Origin of the sequence: Neoroseomonas marina, from assembly GCF_012927745.1 — a bacterium.
Lineage (GTDB): Bacteria > Pseudomonadota > Alphaproteobacteria > Acetobacterales > Acetobacteraceae > Neoroseomonas > Neoroseomonas marina.
On sequence record NZ_JABBKX010000002.1, the window covers coordinates 410,771 to 429,911 of the forward strand.

Sequence of the window (19,141 nt, forward strand, 5' to 3'; positions counted from 1 at the left end):
CAGGATCCTGTCGGCGGCGTCATCGCACCCAGCGTGGTTGGGACATGCGCGGCGCGGGACGCGGTGCGGCCGCCGGATTGAGCGCGGGCAACGCCGGCGTGGACACCTGTCCAGCCCGGTTGCGCAGGGCGCGTTCCGTTCGGCGGGCGGCATCGAGCAGCGCAGAGCCGGTCCAACGTGAATCTCGCGCGCCGAAGGCGCGATCCTCCAGGGCCTGCGCTTCGCGCGCGAGCGCGGGCACCCCGGCCTGCCGCGCCAGGGCAGCGATGGTCCGCTCTCCGCCGGGCGGGCGCACGGCATCGCTCCAGCGATACAGGGCGCGCACAGCCGCCTGGGCGTCGCCGCTCCGGCAGGCGCGCGCCAGCGCCGTGATCGGAGGTGCTTCGCAGCGATGCGGCCCCGAGCGGCGTCGCCAACCCCAGGCGATCCCCCCGACGATCAGCAAGCCCATTCCGGCGGCACCGAGCAGCGCAGCCCACCGGCCGGCCGTCGTTCCCGTCTCCGTGCCCGGCGCGTCCGCCGGCAGCACGTCGAGCCTTACGGCATCGGCCCTCACCTCCCGCGATCGGCCGCTGCGCGGATCGAACCACGTCACGGCGAAGCCCGGCAGTTCGAGGGGCCCCGCGCGCTCCGGCACGAAGGCGACGCGCTCGCTGCGGGACGCGTGGAAGATGCCGCGCTCGCTGCGGTCCTGGAGGACGGGCGGGTCGGGATAGACGCGCACGCCTTCCGGGCTGCCCCAGGCACCGGCCGGCAGCAGCATCGACGTGGTGTCGTCCGCCTGCATGCGCAGCGTCCGCACCACGGCCTGGCCTGCGCGAAGCTGGCCCACGTCGCCCTCGATCGCCGCCGTCATGCGGAAGGACGGCGCGACGACAAGCCGCGTCACGTCCGATACCCCGGGCGGCAGTCGCGCGGTGATCCGGCTTTCCGTCGTGGTGGCGTGCGCCTCCACCGGCTGGCCGTTCGGACCGCCGACGCGCAGCGCCATCGCGACGGGCGCGATGACGAGTGGACCGGCCTCCGCGGCGAAGACCGAATAGGTGTGCTGCAACGCCACGTAGTCCTTGCCATCCACGCGATCCACGCCAGGCACGGTGCCGCCCTCGGGCAGCAGGATCATCCGGCCCTGCGTGGCGGCAAGATCGGGCCAGGACGGCGGGTCCGCGAAGCGCAGGGGGGTCAGCGCGGTCAGCGTCACCGCGATGCGCTGGCCCACCCAGACCGGCCCGGCAGGTGCGACGGCGAGGCGCAGCACGAGGGGAGGCCCGTCGTGAGCCGGATCGGGCGCCTGCGCCCGAAGCGGTGTCGCGAGGAGCATCAGCGCCAGGGTGGGACGCCACCTCATCGCGCCGCCTCCGCCTGGCGCGCGAAGCGCTGACGCAGGAAATCGGCCGGCGTGCCGCCCACGCGGCGCATCCACATCTGTTGGATCTGGTCGTCCGACAGGCCTTGCTGCGGACCTTGCGGCGGCTCCTCGCCCTGCTGCTGGTCCTGCTGCGGCGTCTGGTCCGCGACAATCTGGCTCGGGTCGGGCGGGTGCGTCTCGGGCTCGTCGGTCTGGTTGGCGGCGCGCTGCGCCTCGGCCTCCTGCTGCTGGCGGCGGAAGGCCTCGGCGACGGCGCGATTCTGCTCCGCCTCCTGAAAGTCCGGGCGAAGCCGCAACGCCCTGTCATAGGCCGGGATGGCTTCGTTCCAGCCCTGCGGGCGCATCATCAGCGCATTGCCGCGGTTGTAGGCGGCGACCGCGCCGGGCGCCTGGGCGAAGGCGGCCGCGGCCCCGTCGTAGTCGCCCGCGGCGAACAGCGCCGCGCCGCGGCGCATCGGGTCGGTGAACAGCGCCGCCGCACGCGCCGGCTCGCCGCGGTCGAGCAGCATCTGCGCCCGCTGGTCCGGGGTGAGCCACAGTCGCCAGAACCAGTCGGCGCCGCCATCCGCCGCCTGCGCCGGACGTCCGGCCAGCAGCATCGCGACCAGCATCGCCGCGAGGAAGCCCCGGCGCGCGAAGACCGCCGCGACGGGGACCAGCAACAGCGCCAGCCACGGCCCGGCATCGCGCCATCGCATGGTCGGATCGTCGGAGGGTGCCAGCGCGAAATGGCGCTGCGCGCGCGCCGCGATCGCAATCACATCCGCGGTGTCCGGCGTGGGCGCGACGACCGCGGCACCGGGCGCGCCGTCGAACGGCCCGCCACCGGTGGCAAGCAGCAGCACGCCGTGGCGCGTCGCCCGTGCCGCGGCGGCGAAGGCTGCCGCCTCCGTCGCCGGCACCGAAGGTGTGACGAAGACCACCGTCCCCGCGCCCGGTTCGGCGTCGAGCATGCCGGTGGCCACGCCGAGGGCCGCCGCGGCGGCCGCGCCGTCCCGCGGCATCACATCCGGTGTCAGCGCGGCGAGGTAGGTCTCCATCAGCCTGGCATCGTCGGTCGGCGGCAGCACGCGGTGCGCCGTGCCGGCATAGGCGACGAGGCCGGTCCGCGCCCCCGCCCGCAGCGCCACCAGGTCGCGGATCCTGCGCTTGCCGGCATCGAGGACGGGGTTCGCCGCGCGCGAAAGATCGAGCGCCACGACCATCGTCGCGCGGTCGGTGACGAAGGGGTTCGGTTCGCGCTGCCAGCTCGGTCCTGCCAGCGCCAGCGCGGCCAGCGGAAACAGCAGCGCCGCCAGCACGGCCGGGCGGAGGCGCGCGCGCGGGCCCTCGGTGACCAGCAGCGCGGCCAACAGATGGGGGGCCACCACGCCGCGCCAGCCGCCCGCTTCCTGCCGCCGCGCGCGGTCCAGCAGCAATGCCGCGGGCCCGGCCAGCGCCAGCAGCAGCCACCAGGGCCGCAGGACGTGGAAGGCCCCCAGAAAGTCCGCCCATGCGCTCATGCCGGCCGCCGCCCCAGCGCGCGCAGGTCAGGCACCAGCAGCAGCAGCGCCGCGAGGATCGCGAAGGCGCCGAGCGGCCAGGCGAAGAGCGGCGTGCGCGGCCGCCAGGACTGCGCCTGCGCCGGTGTCGGTTCCATCTGGTCGATGCGCCGGTAGATCCCGGCCAGCGCGGCCGGGTCGGTGGCGTGGAAATACGCGCCGCCGGTGGCCTGGGCGATCCCCTCCAGCGTCGGGATGTCGAGCGCGGCCTCGCCCGCCGCCGCCGGGTCGCCGAGCGAGACGGCGTAGATCCGCACGCCGAGCCGCGCCGCGATCTCCGCCGCGCGGCGGGGCGGCACGCGGCTGCCGGTATCGTTGCCGTCGGTCAGCAGGATCAGCAGCCGGCCCTGCACCTGCGCATGCTCGAAGGTCCGGGCGGCGAGGCCGATGGCGTCCCCGATCATGGTCTGCGGCCCGGCCATGCGGGGGAAGGTCTCGTCCAGCAGCCCGGTCAGCACAGCGTGGTCGCGGGTGAAGGGCGCGAGCACGAAGGCCGCCGAGCCGAAGACGATCAGCCCCAGTCGGTCGTCCTTGCGGCGCGCGATGAAGGTCTTCAGCACCGCGCGGGCGGCGTCGACGCGGCTGATGCTGCTGCCGTCCGGCCCGGGCATGTCGGGCGTGTCCATCGACCCCGAGAGGTCGAGGGCCAGCAGCACGTCGCGCCCGCCGGTGTCGCGCGTCACGGGGGGTTCGATGCGGACCGGCGCGGCGGTGGCCGTCACGAGCAGCAGCCAGGCGAGGCCGGCCAGCACCAGCCGAGGAGCCCCGGCGCGCGGCGCTTCCGGCGGCGGCGCGCCCGGTCCTGCCAGGCGCTCGAGGAACGGCATGCGCAGCGCGACGCTCTGGTCGCGGTAGGCGGGCAGCAGGAACCACGCCAGCAGGGGCAGCGGCAGCAGCGCGAAAGCCCAGGGATGGTCAAAGGCGAGCGTCATGGAACCGGACCCAACGCTCGGCATCGCGGCGCGCATCGGACGGCGCGGGGGCATAGGCGAGCCGCGCCAGCCGCTCCGCCGCCGCGGTGTCGAGGCGCGCGCGCGGCGCCGTGCGGCGCAGGAACGCGGCCCAGTCCGGGCCCGAGAGCGACGCGACCGCCGCCCTCGGCCAGGCCGCGAGGGCCGTGCGCTTGAGGATGGCGGCGATCTCGGCGCCCTTCGCATCGCGCAGTGCGGCCAGAGCCTCCCGCCGATAGGCGTCGGCCCGCCACCGCCGCCAGGCGCGCCATCCCAGCCACAGCAGGAGCAGCGCCATGACCGCGAAGAGTGCGTACCAGGCAGGCGTGGACGGCCAGAAGGTCACGGGCGGCGGCAGGATCAGCCCGTGCATCGCCGCCCGCGACGGACCTGCGCCGGGGTTCACCGGCGCACCTGCCGCGGTGACGCGGCGGCGCCGAGCATCCGGCGCAACTGCGGGGCGGCCGGCTCCTCGGTGCCGATCGGCAGCACGGGGATCTGCAGGCTGAGGCCGGAGTCCCGCAGCCAGGCGATGCGTTCGGCATGGCTGCGCGGCACCTTTTCGCCGAGACCGTCGCGCGCCGGATCCAGCACGCCGACCCGTGCACCGTCCGTCGCGACGCCGCGCCAGGGCGCCGCCGGCAAGGCGCGCTCCAGCGGATCGGAGACGACGATCCCCACCACGTCGTTGTGCCGTGCCATGCGGCCGAGGATCTCGCGGCTCGTCTCGTCGGCCGCCTGGGCGTCGCCGACGACCAGGACCAGCCAGTCATGCGTCACCATCGCCTCGGCGGCGCGGAGCGCGGCGTTCAACGCCCCGGGCAGCGCGGGGCGCGACGGCGCGGCGGCGAGCCGCTCCGCCCGCGCCGACATCGCGCCGAGGATGCGCATGACCGCGGCGCGGCTGCGATGGGGGCGGTGTTCCTCGATGCCGTCGTCGCCGAACAGCACCGCGCCGACGCGGTCGCCGGACTGCAGGCTGCGCCAGGCCGCGAGTGCGGCGGATTGGGCGATGATCGCGGTCTTGGTCGCGTGCTTCGTGCCGAAGAAGGTCGCGGTGGTGAGGTTGACCACCAGCAGCGCCGGGCGGTCGCGTTCCTCGGTGTAGACGCGGGTCTGGGTGCGGCCGGTGCGCGCGCTGGCGCGCCAGTCGATCAGGCGGATGTCGTCGCCCGGGCGGTAGCCGCGGATCTCCTCGAAGGACAGTCCGCGGCCCCGGATGCGCGAGGCGCGGCGGCCGGCGAGCAGGCTCGTCACCGGCTGGCCATGCAGGAAGGAGAAGCCGCGCGCCTCGTGCTGCAGGCCGATCAGGCTTTCCAGCGTCGGGACGATGCGCGGGTCCATGGCGCGGTCACGCCACGGCGACGACGGAGATCAGCCGCTCCACCGCCGCTTCGGCGGTCACGCGCGCGGCGGTCGCCTCGTAGCTGAGGATCAGGCGGTGGCGCAGCACGTCCGGCGCGATGGCGCGGACATTCTCCGGCGTCACGTGGTCCTGCCCGGCGAGCCAGGCGTGGGCGCGTGAGGCGCGGTCCAGCGCAATCGAGGCGCGCGGGCTGGCACCCACCTCGATCCAGCCCGCGAGTTCGCCGTCGAGAGCCGACGCATCGCGCGTGCCGCAGACGAGGGCGACGATGTAGTCCTCGATCGCCGGCGCGACGGTCAGGTGCGACATCGCGGCACGGGCATCGAACACCGCCTGCTGCGGGATGGGCGCCGGTGCCGCGGCGGCGGGGCCGTGCTTCGCCTGTTCCTCCCCGCGGACGAGGCGGAGGATGGCGCCTTCATCCGCGGCGGGCGGGTAGTCCACCGCAACCTTCATGAGGAAGCGGTCGAGCTGCGCCTCGGGCAGCGGGTAGGTGCCTTCCTGCTCGATCGGATTCTGCGTCGCCATCACCAGGAACAGCGGCGGCAGCGGATGGGTGGCGCCGCCCACCGTGACCTGGCGTTCCTCCATCGCTTCGAGAAGCGCCGACTGCACCTTGGCCGGTGCGCGGTTGATCTCGTCCACCAGGATGATGTTGCCGAAGACGGGGCCTGCCTCGAAGCGGAACTCGCCCGTCTTCTGTTCGTAGATGGTGCTGCCCACCACGTCGGCGGGCAGCAGGTCGGGGGTGAACTGGATGCGCCGGAACGTCGCATCCAGGTTCTTCGCGAGCGCCTTGACCGAGCGCGTCTTGGCCACGCCCGGCAGGCCCTCCACCAGCACATTGCCATCGGCCAGGAGCGCGATGAGCAGGCGCTCGATCACATTCTCCTGGCCGATGATGGCCTGCGCCATGCGCGCACGCAGGTCCGTGAAGGCCGTGCGCGCATCGGTCGGCACCGCGTCGGGCATCACTGCGTCGCTGACTGTTCCATCTGGCGCATGACGCCGTCGAGATTGAAGGAGTCCGGCCGTTGCCGCGGCGGGAACTCCCTGAAGGTCTCGAGGAACTGCCGCGCCATCGCCTGCGCCGGAACAACCAGGAACGCGCGGCTGAAGAACCAATCCTGGTAGGTATTGCTGTTGTGCTGCGCGAGCTCGTAGGGGTCCATCCTGAGGTCGAACAGCAGGGGCACGCGCAGCGGGACGAACGGTTCGCGCCAAAGCTGCATCGTGTGAGCGCGCTGTTCCAGGAAGACGAGCTTCCACCTCTCGTAGCGCATGGCGACCAACTGGCCGTCATCGTTGAAGTAGAAGAACTCCTTGCGCCCGCCTTCCTGGGTCTGCCCCGTGAGCAGCGGCAGCTGGTTGTAGCCGTCCAGGTGCACCTTGTAGGTTCGCCCACCCACGGTGAAGCCGGCCAGCAGCTTCGCCTTGATGTCGGCGTCGCCTGCCGCGGCGATCAACGTCGGGAACCAGTCCAGGCCGGAGAAGATCTGGTTGGTCACGCCCGGCTGGATCCTGCCGGGCCAGCGGATCGCCGCCGGTACGCGGTAAGCGCCTTCCCAGTTCGAGTTCTTTTCGCTGCGGAACGGCGTCACCGCCGCATCGGGCCAGGTGTTGTAGTGCGGGCCGTTGTCGGTCGAGTAGATGACGATGGTGTTGTCGGCGATGCCGAGGTCGTCGATCTTCTTCAGGATCTTGCCGACCCAATCGTCGTGCTGGAGCATGCCGTCGGCGTATTCGTTCAGGCCTGACCGGCCGCGGAAGGTCGGCGGGACGTGGGTGCGGGCATGCATGCGCGTCGAGTTCAGCCAGACGAACATCGGCTTGTTCGCGGCCTTCTGGCGATCCATGAAGTCCAGGCCGGCGGCGAGGAATTCATCGTCCACCGTCTCCATGCGCTGGCGCGTCAGCGGGCCGGTGTTCTCGATGCGGCCGTCGGCATAGCTGCGGATCACGCCGCGCGGACCATAGCGGCGGCGGAATTCCGGATCGCGCGGATAATCCTCGTTCTCCGGCTCTTCCTCGGCATTGAGGTGATACAGATTGCCGAAGAACTCGTCGAAGCCGTGCGCGGTCGGCAGATGCTCGTCGCGATCGCCGAGATGGTTCTTGCCGAACTGCCCGGTCGCGTAGCCCATGCCCTTGAGGATGGTCGCGATGGTCGGGTCTTCGGCCTGCATGCCCGCGGAGGCGCCCGGCAGGCCGACCTTGGACAGTCCGGTGCGCAGCGTGCACTGGCCGGTGATGAAGGTGGACCGGCCGGCGGTGCAGGACTGCTCGGCGTAGTAGTCGGTGAAGGTCATGCCTTCATTGTGGATGCGGTCGATGTTGGGCGTGCGGTATCCCATCAGGCCGCGCGTCCAGTAGCTGATGTTGGACTGGCCGACGTCGTCGCCGAAGATCACCACGATGTTGGGCCTGGTCGGGGCGGCGGCCGGTGCCGGCGCCTGTGCGGGGCGCGGCGCCTGCGCAGGCGTGGCAGGGCGTTGCTGCGCCTGCGCCAGCTGAGGGGCGACGCCCAACGTCGCCGCCCCGCCGAGCAACATGCTGCGCCGGTTCATCCGACCCGATGTGTCCTGCTCGTTCATGCCTGTCCTCCGATTTTGGCCGAGTCCCGTATGACGCAGCGGAAGCCGATGTGGCTCATCCCGCTGTCGATCATCTGTGCGTGGCGCGCGGCCGGCCGGTAGCGCCGGCAATAGGACGGCGCACACAGGAACGAACCGCCCTTCACGACCTTGCGCGGGATCCGGATTGCCGGCTGGCCCGGATCGTAGGAGCCTTCGATCGAGGGCCCGCGCGGATTGACCGGCGCGCAGCAGGGCTTGTTCGGGTCGGCGGCGTGCTTCGCGCCCCACCAGTCGGTGGTCCATTCCCAGACATTGCCGCAGACTTCGTAGAGGCCGTACCCGTTGGGCGCGAAGGAGCGAACCGGGCAGGTGCGTTCGAAGCCATCGGCGGCGAAGTTCCGCCAGGGGAAGGGGCCCTGCCAGGTATTCGCGACATGTTCCCCGTTCGGCGCGAGTTCATCGCCCCAGGCGTATTCCGCCCCGTCGAGCCCGCCGCGTGCGGCACATTCCCACTCGGCTTCTGTCGGGAGGTCCTTGCCCGCCCAGCGCGCATAGGCTTCCGCATCCTCGTAGGCGACCTGAACCACCGGATGCTCCCCGCGGCCCGCAAGGTCGCTTCCCGGACCTTCGGGCGCTCGCCAGAAGGCGCCCGGCGTCCAATGCCACCAGTTCGACACGTCGCGCGTGTCCACGGGCCCTTGCGTCATGCGGAACACCAGCCCGCCCGGCGCGAGCATCGCCGGGTCGGCGCCAGGATACATGGCGGGATCGAGCGGCCGCTCCGCCACGGTAACGTAGCCGGTCGCCTCGACGAAGGCCGCGAAGGTAGCATTGGTGACGGCGGTCTCGTCGATCCAGAAGCCGGCGACGGTTGCCGCGTGCTGCGGCCGTTCCTCCGGATAATGATGATCGGAACCCATGAGGAAGGTGCCGCCGGGCACATGCGTCATCCCGTGATGGCGCGCCGTGGCGGCGTGTGCATGACGCTGTCGCGGTACGGGCGACATCCTTCACTCCCCGTCGATGTGCGCCCTGGCGCCGAGTGCCAGCATGGCCGCGTCGTCGCCACAGGCCAGTATGAAAGCCGAACTTTCGCATCCTGGTCCATGTTGAACCATCGGATGCCCTGAACCTCGGGCCCGCGCGATCTCCGGACCGGCACACGGCCTCGGGAGCGAGATGCATCCCTTCCGGCGGCGGGGCGCACGCAGCATGCGGGGTCTCACTCTTCCTCGGAGACCGTCACGGCACCTCGTCGCACGGCGGACTTGAGCTGATCATGGTCGCGTTCCGCCTGGTCGGCATAGGCCAGGCCAAAGCGACCGATGGCCTCGTCGAACCGATCGCTCGCACCGAGGTCGCCGGCGATCTCCGCCACCTCCGAACTCTTTGGCGTGCGCGCGTGCGAGGGACCAGCCGCAAAGCTCGGCGTGGATCAGCAGCGTGTCCGTGTCGAAGCTCTCGACCAGAGGTTTGATCTTCGCGTCACGCAACCGGCGGCCGTAGAAGTGTCGCCCCTCGAGGCCCGTCGTCCAGCCGAGGAAGATGTCGGAGACGGGCTGCATCAGGCGCTGTCCCACGACGACGCGCTGGCCGTGATGCGGGTGCGTGCTGGCGCCCGCGAAGGGCTCCAGGACGGACGCAACCGCCTCCTTGAACTGCAGGACGAGCGGCGCAGTGTCGGCCGACGCTGCCGCGTCCGCGCCGCGGACCCTGGCTGGCTTCTTGCCCATGGGAGAGACCTCCGCACCGTGGACGGGCCGAGAAGGCGAAAGGACGGGACGCGCCGGTTCCCCGCGGCCGGGCGGCATCATGGCGGGGGGATCCTGGCCGAACGCCGCAGCAATCGGCCGGCAAGCATGGGATAGATCAGGATGGTCAGGATCCCGCCGCCGACCAGGGCCGTGCCCTGCCAGGCCGGCATGGCGCCCTGCCGCACCGCCAGGCTGGCAATGGCGACGACCAGCGGCAGCTGCGTACCGAGATGCAGCGCGAGTGCGGCACGCTGCCCGCGGTCGAGGTCGCCGCGATAGAGCAGCATCGCGGGAACCCCTCGCGCCGCGAGCATGATGGCCGCGAACAGCGGCATCAGTGCGATCGCGAGCGGCTCCGCCAGTATCGCGCCGACCTCAAGGCGTGCGCCCGAGGCGATGAAGAAGCAAGGGACCAGCAGCCCGTAGCCGACCCCGTCAAGGCGCGCCATCAGCGACTCATGGAGATCATGCGGCATCGCGGCGCGACCGATCGCGCCGGCGACAAAGGCCCCGAGGACGAGATCGACGCCGGCGGTCTCGCTCAGCACCACGAGCACGACGGTCAGCAGCAGCGCGAGGCGCAGCGGCAACTGGCCTGCGCCGCCCATGGTGCGCGCCATCAACGCCGCGAAGCGGCCTTCGCTGAAGCGCGCCGCGCCGATCACCGCGGCGAGGGAAGCCAACGCACCCAGCAGCAGGATGGCCGACTGCGAGGCGATACTGGCGGCGCCGGCCAGAAGGAGAGAGAGCCCGATGATCGGCGCGGCCTCCCCCACGGCGCCCGCGGCGAGCACCAATGGGCCATAGGGCGGACCGAGCTGGCCGGCGTCCCGCAGGATCGGCATCAGCGCACCGATCGCGGTCGTCGTGACGGCCAGTGCGACGAAGCCAGGGCCCTCGATGATGCCGAAGCCGTGCAAGGCGAAGGCGACGGCCCCCCCGATGACGGCCGAGGCGACCCAGCCGCCGACGGCGAGACGCATCGGCCTGCCGCGCAGGACCGCGGGGTCGACCTCGAAGCCCGCCATGAAGAACAGGAGAGCCAGGCCAAGATCCGCCAGCAGCGAGACGATCGGGCCGACCTGGAGCAACCCCAGGCCAGGGGGACCCAGAAGCGAACCGAGCAGGATCTCGAGGACCACGCCCGGCACCGCGAGGCGCGGCAGCAGGGCGGGGACGGCCGCAGCAACGGCGATCGCAACGAAGAATGCGATCAGACCGAGATGGTCAGCATCATGCACGCCGTCGGTTCCTCGCCCAATGGGGGCGCGACGCGATCAAGACGCCGCTCGCGACCGCCCGCGCCCTCATAGGTGGAAGGGCAGGTTATTCCGATCCAGAACTCTTTCGCCAGGAGCAAACCCAGCGCGTCCGCAAGGCGTGCCGATCCGGCGCCGGGGCCCGGATCGTTGCCGCCCCGCCGCATCTCCGGCACGGTTCCGGGGGCCGACGAACAGCGAGGGTCCCGTGCTTACCACCGTCTCGATCGCCGTTGCGAGCCTCGGAAGCCTGGCCTTCGGCGCGGCGCTGTTCGTCGTCCTGATCGCCGCCTTCGAAGGCGGCAGGCGCACCGGCCTGCGGCGCGCATCCGAGGAAGCCGCCCGGGAGGGCGGTGGCGTCATCATCGGCAGCATGCTGGGCTTGCTGGGATTCGTCCTGGCCTTGACCTTGTCGTACGCCAGCGCGCGCTTCGAGGAACGCCGCCAGGGGACCCTGGCCGAAGCCAACGCGATAGGCACCGCCTGGCTGCGCGCCATGGCTGTCGGTCACCCGAAGGGCCCGGAGATCGCCGCGCAGATTCGCGAGTATGCGGATCTGCGGCTGGCCTTCGTCCAGGCGGAGGCGCGTTCGCCGGAACTCGCGGAGATCAATCGGCGCACGGCGACGTTGCAGACGGGGATCTGGCGGAACCTGACGGTCATCACGCAGGAACGGACCGACGCCGTGGCCGGCTATCTGATGGCGTCGCTGAACGAAGCGTTCGACCGCGCCACCGCGTCGCGCTTCGGCTTCGCGCTGGGGGTACCGCCGCAAATCCTGTTGCTGATCACCAGCATGCCGACCATCGCCCTTGCGGCGCTCGGCTTCCACCTCGGGCTACGACGGGATACGGAGCGATTGCTGCCGGCCGTCCTGAGCCTGATGCTCACCGCCGTCGTGACGCTGGTGCTGGACCTGGGTGCGCCACGGTTCGGCGACCTCCGTCCGAGCGCGCGCGCCTATGAGTGGACGATCGGCGGCTTCGCACCCGGTCCCGGCGGCCCGCCCACGCAGGCCCCGCGCTAGAACCCGGCGGGCGACGGTCGATCACTCGGCCACGCGTGGCCAATCCTGATCGGGATCGAAGGCTTCGATGGCGGCCGCCTCGCGCTCGGTCCCGGGGCCGAGGTCCTGCTCCCACACCATGCCGTCATGGCTGATCATGAACGTCTTGATGCCGGTGGACCCGCAGCGGGCGGGCGAGGCGATGATGGCGAAGCCCCCGGTCATGTGGCCGTTGACGACATAGTCCATCGCCCCGCCGGGCGCCGCAGGCCCCTGGCGCTCGCCCTCGGGTCCGCGGAAGTCCGTGCGGCAATCCCCAAGGACTTGGCACCGATGCCCCGCACGGGCCAACGACATGCCGACACGGCCCGCGAGGGGATCTCGTCCCACCCGTCGCGGCGCGCACGAGGTCACGGTCACGGCGGATCGGGTGCTCATCGCGGGAACACGAACACCAGGTTGAGGCGGATGCCCCAATCCGGCCCGCCATCCGGCTTCTCCGCGTAGTAGCGGACGCCGGCGCCGACCTGCACGCGCTGCTCGCCGATGGTGACGAGCTGGTTGACGCCCGCATTGATCGGAACCGTCCATTGCTGGCGCGACCAATCGTAGGTGGTCTCGGTATTGAGGAAGAAGGTCGTCTGCGACGGCGTCACGTAGTTGATGAAGGGCTGGAGGAAGCTCGAATTGGCGGACTGCGTGCCATCCGGCGCGCCGCCGAGACCCCAGATGTGATTGACCAGGGCGCCGTAGATCCATGGGCCGCTTTGCCGCAGCACGACGCCGGTCGGCCCCGCGCCCCACTGCCGCTGGCCGAGCCCGTCCGTCCCCGTCGGATAGAGGAAGGCCGGCCCGACGCCCCAGGTGATCCCGTTCACCGGCCGGGCGGGCGAGAAGAAGAAGCTCTGCGTGATGTCGCCGAGTCCGGCGCGGTGGTCGGGGTAGACACGCTCATTGTACAGCACCGGCAGGATCGTGCGGACGATCAGGTTCCAGTCCGAGGTGAGCGTGACCGGCACGACCGGCTGGATGTTGAGCGTGTAGCGGAAGGCGTCGCCGGTGCCGCCGCCGAAATCGAGGTTGTTCTGGAACGGCACGCTGACCAGGGCGGCGACCGGGTTGGCGAGCTGGGCGGCGAGATCGGCATCGTTCGGTTGCGCCAGCGCCGGTGCTGCGAGAAGCGTTGCACAGCATGCGATGCGGAACGGCGTCACCCTCGGCATCGACGGGTTCCTCAGCCAGGGAAGATGCGCGACCAGTCGTCGCGCATGGAGACGAGCTGCCAGCCGCGATCCGGCGCCTCGTCCATGGCGCGGGAAAGACGGCCGACATGGCTGTCGCGGTCATAGGCGTATTCGCGTTCAGCATCGTCATGGTGGACGATCATCCCGAAGCGCGGGCCGGGCCCCTCGGTGACGAAGCGCAGCATCTCATAGTCGCCGTCGGAATTGCCGAAGGCCGCGATCGGCCGCCGCCCGATGTGCCGCGAGATGCCGACCGGCTTGCCCGCGCCGTCGTCCACGAAGTCGATCTGCGGCTCGCGCGTCAGGGTGACGCGCCCGTCCTGGTCCCCGGTGCGCAGGGCGAATGTCGTGCCGATCACCTGGTGGGGCGGGACGCCGTAGACTGGTTCGGCGAAGGCCCGGATGAAGTCGACGCCGCCGCCCGAGACGATGAAGGTCGTGAAGCCGTTGGCGCGCAGGAAGGCCAGAAGCTCGAGCATCGGCTGGTAGACGAGCGCCGTGTAGGGGCGCCCCCAGCGCCGGTCGCGCGCGCCGGCGAGCCATTCGGCGACCACGCCCTGGAACGCTTCGGGCGAAAGGCCGGACTGCGCCGCGCCGGCGAGGCGCAGCAGCCCCGCGGTGCCGCCGGCGGTCGCGGCCCGCAGGTCGCCATCGATCGCGGCGCGGAAGACAGGATCGTCGCGCCAGGCGGGGTTCCGTGGCGCCAGCGCGCGGACGCGGTCGAGGATGAAGATGAACTGGACGTAGAGCGGCTGCTCGACCCAAAGCGTGCCGTCATTGTCGAAGGCGGCGATGCGTTCGGCCGGCGGGACGAAGCCGGGCCCGCCGTCGCGCGTCACCTCGGCGACGAAACGCAGGATGGCGTCGCGACGCGCGCCCGGACGCCAGGAGGGCAGAGGGTCACCGCCGCCTTGCGCCAAGGTGCGTCCGGCGAAGGCGGCGGCACCGATGACGCCAAGGGTCAGGCGCCGGGAAACGGGATGTCCGGTCATGCCACCTTGCCCTATCGCGCGGGCCCCGACGGTGCACCCGGCGACATCGCCGGGCGCCTCCGTGGCGGTATCCGAACCCGGCCCCATTCGCCTATTGCCGCGTTCGCAGCGTCTGGTTGATCACATCGGACATGTCGAAGGACTTGCCGCCCTGCACCGGCGGGTAGTCCTGCAGCGTCTTGATGTGGTTCGCGACCAGTTCGCCCATCGGCGCCATCAGCCAGGACATCTTCTGCAGGAGATGCCCGTAGCTGTCCTTGCTGGTGTAGCTCTCCATCGGGTCCATGCGGATGTTGACGAGGATCGGCACGGTGCGCGGGACCACATCGGCGTAATAGTCCTCCTTGGTCGAGTAATGCCACTTCCACGGCCCCATCCGCAGGGCCATCAACGTGCTCTCGTAATAGTGAAAGATGTGGTCGCGCGCGCTGTCCTGCCGCTCGCCGAGCCAGTAGGGCAGGTTGTTCACGCCATCGATGTACTGCCGCTTCTCGCGCATCATCCTGCCGGCCGCGTCAGCCTCCCCCGCAGCGGCGGAGAGGGTCGTGAACAGGTCCTGGTGGCACTGGATGCCGTTCAGCACCTGGCCGGGGCGGATGCGCGCCGGCCAGCGCACCATGCAGATCACGCGCACGCCGCCTTCCCAGGTGGTCATCTTCTCGCCGCGGAAGGGCGTCGTCGCGCCGTGCGGCCAGGACGAATGCTCCGGGCCGTTGTCGGTGCTGTAGAGCACGATGGTGTCACGGGCGACGCCCATCTCCTCGAGCGCCTGCAGCACCGTGCCGACGTCGTTGTCATGCTGCATCAGGCCCGAGCCGTGCAGATCGGCCTCGCTCGTGATGTTCTCGACCGCGTAGCGCCACTGGTCCGGCAGGTGCGTGTAGACGTGCATGCGGCTGGAATTCAGCCAGACGAAGAAGTTCTGGTTCGCCTGGACGGCGTTGCGCATGAAGGCGATGGCGCGCGGGATCACCTCCCCGCCGTCGAAGTTCCGCATGCGGTCGATGGGAAGCGGACCGGTGTCGGTGATGCGCTGGCGGCCGACGCGGCCGAAGCGCGGGTCCTCCGTCGGGTCATCGGTATCCGTCGAGACGCTGTGGATGACGCCGCGGATGCCGAACTTCCGTTCCCAGTTGGGATCGCGCTTCGACCAGTTCTCGTAGTCGCGCTGCTGGAACTGCTCCGAGACGTTGAGGTGGTAGAGGTTGCCGTAGAATTCGTGAAAGCCGTGGTTGGTCGGCAGGTGCTCGTTGCGGTCTCCGAGGTGGCTCTTGCCGAAATGGCCGCAGCGATAGCCCTGCGCGCGCATGATCTCGGCGATGCAAGGGCTCTCGACCTTGAGGCCGAGGCTGTCGCCTGGCTGACCGACGGTCGTCATGCCCGAGCGGATCGGGTACTGCCCGGTGACGAAGGCTGCGCGCCCGGCGGTGCAGGACGGCTGGGCGTAGTGGTCGACGAACTTGATGCCTTCGTTGGCGATGCGGTCGATGTTGGGCGTCCGGTACCCCATGGTGGCGAGGCCATAGGACGAGACGTTCTGCCAACCGATGTCGTCCCCCCAGATCACCAGGATGTTCGGGCGGCGGCCCTGCGCCGCCGCCTGCGCCTGGACCTGTTGGGCTGCCTGGGCGAGCTGGACGTTGGCCGGTGTCGCGGCGACGCCGGCGGGCAGCGTGCCCGCCGCCGCCGAGGCCGCGCCGGCGAGCAGCATGTCACGACGTGTGGATTGTTCAGCCATCGGGGCGTTCCTTTCAGGTTCAACCAGCGTGAATGGTCCTCGGTCCGGTCGGGGCGCGCAGTGCGGACCTGTCGCGCCGAGACTTGGCCGTGCCGCGCGCGGCCCGCGACAAGCCCCGGTTCGATGTCGTCGCGGGACCGGTCGGATGAGGGGACGCCATGTCGTTCATGCGCCGCCGGGCGGGTTGCCCCGCTCGGCCGGCGCTGATTCGATCAGCGCCGCCAGCCCGACCCCCCAGGACGAGATCGCCTTGAGGAAGGGCAGCAGCGGCACGTCGAGAAGCGTCACGCGATCCGGGGCGAAGACGTGCAGCGCACCGGACATCGATGTCGGCGAACCCGGCAGGAAGACGACAAACCGGCCGTCGGCCAGGCTGTCCATCACCAGCGCCGGACATTGCGCGTCGTCGAAAGCGACGAGCGCCGGCCGCATCGGCCTATCGTCGCCGCCGCCAAGCGGCCCTTCCGCGGTGAAGGCCCTGGCGAGGCGGTAGCCCGGAATCTTCTCGAACAGGGTGGCCTCGAGCGCACGGCGCGCGGTCCGCCCGATCGCCGAACGCACGATGAATCCGACGAGGAGGCAAAGGGCGACGAACAATACGATGCCCATCACCATCGGATGCACGAACTCCCCGGCGAGCGGGGCCGTCGCGTCGCGCAGCGAATGCAGGATCCCCAGCACCAGCAACACGACGGCGCCGATCGGCACGACGACCATCAGGCCTTCCAGCGCAGCCCGCAGAAAGGGCATGCGCATCCGGGATTCCTGGTGTGCCATGGCTTGTCAGCCCTCCGCCCAACTGTTGCCACTCACGCCCTTCGCGGAGGGCATCACGCCCCATGAGACGAGCGACGCTCGTGCCGCCGCGGTGCCTCGCGGCTTCCGCCACGCAGCGGCTGCCCGAACCCATGCGGAACGGGGCGCCCGGGATCCAGACCCTCTCCCCGGGGCGGTCGTCCGTGCTCGCTGCGGTCCATGGCGGCGCGACCCAACCCTCTCCACGGCGTTGCGGTTCCGGCGTTCGTTGCGCTCGTGGAGGATAGCGCGGCTTGTCGGCTACTGTGAGCGCCCTGCGGGTTTCCTGAACCGCAAACTGATCTTGCGTGGGTGGTCATGATCGATACGAGGCACATCAGGTTGATCGTCGCGCTGGCCGAGCACAGGAGCCTCGTGCGTGCGGGCCGGGTGCTCGGCCTGTCCCCGTCGGCGCTGACGCGCGCCGTCACGGCGATCGAGGCCAGGGTTGGCGGTCAGCTCTTCGACCGTTCCCGGCGTGGCTTCGAGCCGACGCCGGTCTGTCGCGCGATCATCCTCAAGGGAGCAGAAGTGCTGGCGAAGGCTGACGAATTGGCAGCCATCGTAACCCAGCTTCGGGGCTCGCAGACCGACAGGCTGGTCCTCAGCGCCGGCCCTTTTGCGCTGGAAGCGGTCGGCAGCACGGCCATGGCCCTGCTGCTCGCGCGGCACCCTGGCGTCCAGGTGCAGATCCTCGGCGGGTCAGCCGGGGATGCGGTCCGCGCTCTGGTCGAGCGGCGAGCCTCCATTGCGATCGCCGAGGTCTCCGACCTCGACAGCCCTGAAGAGCTGGCGATCACGCCACTCCGCCGGCATCCGATCTTCGTGTTCGCCCGGGCGGGCCATCCTCTCGTCGCGCTCGGAAATGCGCTGACGGAGACGGATCTCTTCCGCTACCCCTTCATCGTCCCCTCCTACGTGCCGGCGCGCTTCGCGCAGCGCGTGTCGTCGGCCCTGGCGGCTGCGCGCGTCGACGGCGCCGGCCCTCATTTTCCCGCCATCGTCTCCGATGACCTCGCGGCATCCCGTGATGCCGCCGCGCAATCGGACGCCGTCGTCGCCTGCACTGCCCGTGGGGCGCTTCCGCATCTTCGCGCGGGGGCGCTGGTGCGCCTGCCGTGGCGGCCCGAGTGGCTCGAAACCAATTTCGGCGTGATGCGGCTGCGCGGTGCGCGGACCGGCGCGGCGATCGAGCCGTTCCTCAACTGTGTGCAGGAGGCGGATCAGGCATCGCTCTCGATTGCGCAGGCGCTCTTGGGACCAGGCATGGAACCCATCTCCGGCGCATTTGCGGTCGCCGGCCGACGTACGGAACCCGCACTGCCGGCGGCTCCGTAGCCGATCCGGCCGTGGTTTGGCGGCGACGACGACCTCGACGCCCGATGCCCCGCCTTCCGCGCCGGAGGGGGCTTCGACCGGCCCGAAGCGACGGGACGGGCGGGAGGCGCGGCGGGAACACCGTCTTGGGGAGGACGGGGCCAATCGGGTCGGGCGGTCAGCGCCCGCCGAACATCGCGGCGATCGCGGCGGGATCCACGTCCTCCACGCGGGCCGGTTGCCACTTCGGTGCGCCGTCCTTGTCCACCAGCACCGACCGCACCCCCTCCACGAAGTCCGGGTGCTCGTTCACCACGACCCGGGTCAGCGCGAGCTCCATCGCGAGGCAGCCCGCCAGATCCTCCGCCGCGCCACGGCGCAGCAGCTCCAGCGACACGCACATCGAGGTCGGGGACATCCGCCGCAGGATCTTCGCCTGCGCCGCCGCCCATTCGGTGCCCTCCGCATCCAGCGCGGCAAGGATCGCGAGCACGCTGTCCTGGCCGAAGCAGCGGTCGATCGCCGCGCGATGCGGCGCGAAGGACGCCTCGGGCGGCGTCAGGGCGAAGCGCGGCAGGGCGTCCACGCCCTCGGCCACCAGGGCCGCGCGCAGCTCATGCAGCCGTTCGCGCGGGACGAAATGCGTCGCGAGACCCGCATGGACCGCATCCGCCCCGGTCAGCCGGGCGCCGGTCAGCGCCAGCCAGGTCCCGATCGCGCCCGGCAGCCGCGGCAGCACGTAGGAGGTCCCGACATCGGGGAACAGCGCGATGGCCGTTTCCGGCATCGCGATCAGCGCGTGCTCGGTGACGACCTGCGGCCCCTGGTGCACCGACACGCCGATGCCGCCGCCCATGCAGACGCCGTCGATCAGGCTGACCCAGGGCTTGGGGAAGGTCGCGATGCCCGAATTGACCTCGTATTCCTCGGAAAAGAAGGCTTCGACCGTCGCGCGGTCCCCCGCCATCGCCGCGGTGCGCAGCGCGCGGACGTCCCCGCCGGCGCAAAAGGCCCGGCCGCCGGCGCCTTCCAGGACCACCAGCTTCACCGACGCATCGTCCTTCCACGCCGCGATGGCGGCGGAAAAGGCGCGGATCATCGGCTGGTCCAGGGCGTTGAGGGCCTTCGGCCGGTTCATGAGCAGCGTGCCGGCCACCCCCTCCTTCTTGGCGATCAGGCTGGGCTCGGCGGTCTCGCTCATGGCGCGTCTCCTCTTTGGCTGCGAGGGCGTTAC

17 protein-coding genes and 1 pseudogene are annotated in these 19,141 nt (G+C 71.0%); 2 read left to right on the top strand and 16 right to left on the bottom strand.

Features of this window, described 5'->3' with window-relative positions:
• Nucleotides 1-19: 19 nt before the first annotated feature.
• The 10 genes and pseudogenes from GWK16_RS07240 to GWK16_RS07285 form a co-directional block, all read right to left on the bottom strand.
• Nucleotides 20-1,348 (bottom strand): BatD family protein, encoded by a 1,329-nt coding sequence (locus tag GWK16_RS07240; protein WP_170053274.1) that lies wholly within the window; start codon nucleotides 1,346-1,348, stop codon nucleotides 20-22.
• On the bottom strand, nucleotides 1,345-2,871 hold the full coding sequence (locus tag GWK16_RS07245) for a VWA domain-containing protein (RefSeq protein WP_170053275.1): 1,527 nt from the start codon (nucleotides 2,869-2,871) through the stop codon (nucleotides 1,345-1,347). Before GWK16_RS07245 ends, GWK16_RS07240 begins: the two co-directional genes overlap by 4 nt.
• Nucleotides 2,868-3,842, bottom strand: coding sequence for a VWA domain-containing protein (locus tag GWK16_RS07250; protein ID WP_170053276.1), 975 nt, complete (start codon nucleotides 3,840-3,842; stop codon nucleotides 2,868-2,870). Before GWK16_RS07250 ends, GWK16_RS07245 begins: the two co-directional genes overlap by 4 nt.
• Nucleotides 3,826-4,266, bottom strand: a complete 441-nt coding sequence (locus GWK16_RS07255) for a DUF4381 domain-containing protein (protein WP_211187179.1) — start codon at nucleotides 4,264-4,266, stop codon at nucleotides 3,826-3,828. The genes GWK16_RS07250 and GWK16_RS07255 overlap by 17 nt, the downstream gene beginning before the upstream one ends.
• Nucleotides 4,263-5,204: a DUF58 domain-containing protein gene (locus GWK16_RS07260; RefSeq protein ID WP_170053277.1), complete on the bottom strand. Its 942-nt coding sequence runs from the start codon at nucleotides 5,202-5,204 to the stop codon at nucleotides 4,263-4,265. The genes GWK16_RS07255 and GWK16_RS07260 overlap by 4 nt, the downstream gene beginning before the upstream one ends.
• Nucleotides 5,205-5,211: 7 nt before the next feature.
• The gene (locus GWK16_RS07265) at nucleotides 5,212-6,198 is read right to left on the bottom strand and encodes an AAA family ATPase (RefSeq protein ID WP_170053278.1); all 987 of its coding nucleotides are present in this window, start codon (nucleotides 6,196-6,198) and stop codon (nucleotides 5,212-5,214) included.
• Complete coding sequence (locus tag GWK16_RS07270) at nucleotides 6,198-7,820, bottom strand: arylsulfatase (protein ID WP_248291210.1); 1,623 nt, start codon at nucleotides 7,818-7,820, stop codon at nucleotides 6,198-6,200. The genes GWK16_RS07265 and GWK16_RS07270 overlap by 1 nt, the downstream gene beginning before the upstream one ends.
• Nucleotides 7,817-8,809, bottom strand: coding sequence for a formylglycine-generating enzyme family protein (locus tag GWK16_RS07275; protein ID WP_170053279.1), 993 nt, complete (start codon nucleotides 8,807-8,809; stop codon nucleotides 7,817-7,819). Before GWK16_RS07275 ends, GWK16_RS07270 begins: the two co-directional genes overlap by 4 nt.
• A gap of 215 nt (nucleotides 8,810-9,024) precedes the next feature.
• Nucleotides 9,025-9,616: pseudogene (locus tag GWK16_RS25850) on the bottom strand (DUF2252 family protein).
• Nucleotides 9,613-10,797 carry a cation:proton antiporter domain-containing protein gene (locus GWK16_RS07285; RefSeq protein WP_170053280.1) on the bottom strand — a complete coding sequence of 395 codons (1,185 nt, stop codon included), beginning with the start codon at nucleotides 10,795-10,797 and terminating at the stop codon, nucleotides 9,613-9,615. Before GWK16_RS07285 ends, GWK16_RS25850 begins: the two are co-directional and overlap by 4 nt.
• Before the next feature lie 139 nt (nucleotides 10,798-10,936).
• Here GWK16_RS07285 and GWK16_RS07290 point away from each other — a divergent pair, with 139 nt between their 5' ends.
• Complete coding sequence (locus GWK16_RS07290; RefSeq protein WP_338144426.1) at nucleotides 10,937-11,842, top strand: hypothetical protein; 906 nt, start codon at nucleotides 10,937-10,939, stop codon at nucleotides 11,840-11,842.
• 21 nt (nucleotides 11,843-11,863) lie between these two features.
• Here the strand turns inward: GWK16_RS07290 and GWK16_RS25185 are convergent, their stop codons facing one another.
• The 5 genes from GWK16_RS25185 to GWK16_RS07315 all read right to left on the bottom strand — a co-directional run bounded on the left by GWK16_RS25185 (nucleotide 11,864) and on the right by GWK16_RS07315 (nucleotide 16,551).
• Complete coding sequence (locus GWK16_RS25185; protein ID WP_170053281.1) at nucleotides 11,864-12,259, bottom strand: DUF2950 family protein; 396 nt, start codon at nucleotides 12,257-12,259, stop codon at nucleotides 11,864-11,866.
• On the bottom strand, nucleotides 12,256-13,044 hold the full coding sequence (locus GWK16_RS25190) for a transporter (RefSeq protein ID WP_170053282.1): 789 nt from the start codon (nucleotides 13,042-13,044) through the stop codon (nucleotides 12,256-12,258). The genes GWK16_RS25185 and GWK16_RS25190 overlap by 4 nt, the downstream gene beginning before the upstream one ends.
• 11 nt (nucleotides 13,045-13,055) lie before the next feature.
• Nucleotides 13,056-14,057: an HAD family hydrolase gene (locus tag GWK16_RS07305; RefSeq protein ID WP_170053283.1), complete on the bottom strand. Its 1,002-nt coding sequence runs from the start codon at nucleotides 14,055-14,057 to the stop codon at nucleotides 13,056-13,058.
• A gap of 91 nt (nucleotides 14,058-14,148) precedes the next feature.
• Nucleotides 14,149-15,795 (bottom strand): sulfatase-like hydrolase/transferase, encoded by a 1,647-nt coding sequence (locus GWK16_RS07310; RefSeq protein WP_211187182.1) that lies wholly within the window; start codon nucleotides 15,793-15,795, stop codon nucleotides 14,149-14,151.
• Nucleotides 15,796-15,960: 165 nt separating this feature from the next.
• Complete coding sequence (locus GWK16_RS07315) at nucleotides 15,961-16,551, bottom strand: DUF502 domain-containing protein (RefSeq protein ID WP_170053284.1); 591 nt, start codon at nucleotides 16,549-16,551, stop codon at nucleotides 15,961-15,963.
• A 381-nt stretch (nucleotides 16,552-16,932) separates the two neighbouring features.
• Between GWK16_RS07315 and GWK16_RS07320 the strand changes: the two genes are divergently transcribed.
• On the top strand, nucleotides 16,933-17,928 hold the full coding sequence (locus GWK16_RS07320; RefSeq protein ID WP_170053285.1) for a LysR family transcriptional regulator: 996 nt from the start codon (nucleotides 16,933-16,935) through the stop codon (nucleotides 17,926-17,928).
• 157 nt (nucleotides 17,929-18,085) lie between these two features.
• On the opposite strand, the gene GWK16_RS07325 is transcribed toward GWK16_RS07320, so the two are convergent.
• Complete coding sequence (locus GWK16_RS07325; protein ID WP_170053286.1) at nucleotides 18,086-19,108, bottom strand: enoyl-CoA hydratase/isomerase family protein; 1,023 nt, start codon at nucleotides 19,106-19,108, stop codon at nucleotides 18,086-18,088.
• Between the last annotated feature and the right edge of the window lie 33 nt (nucleotides 19,109-19,141).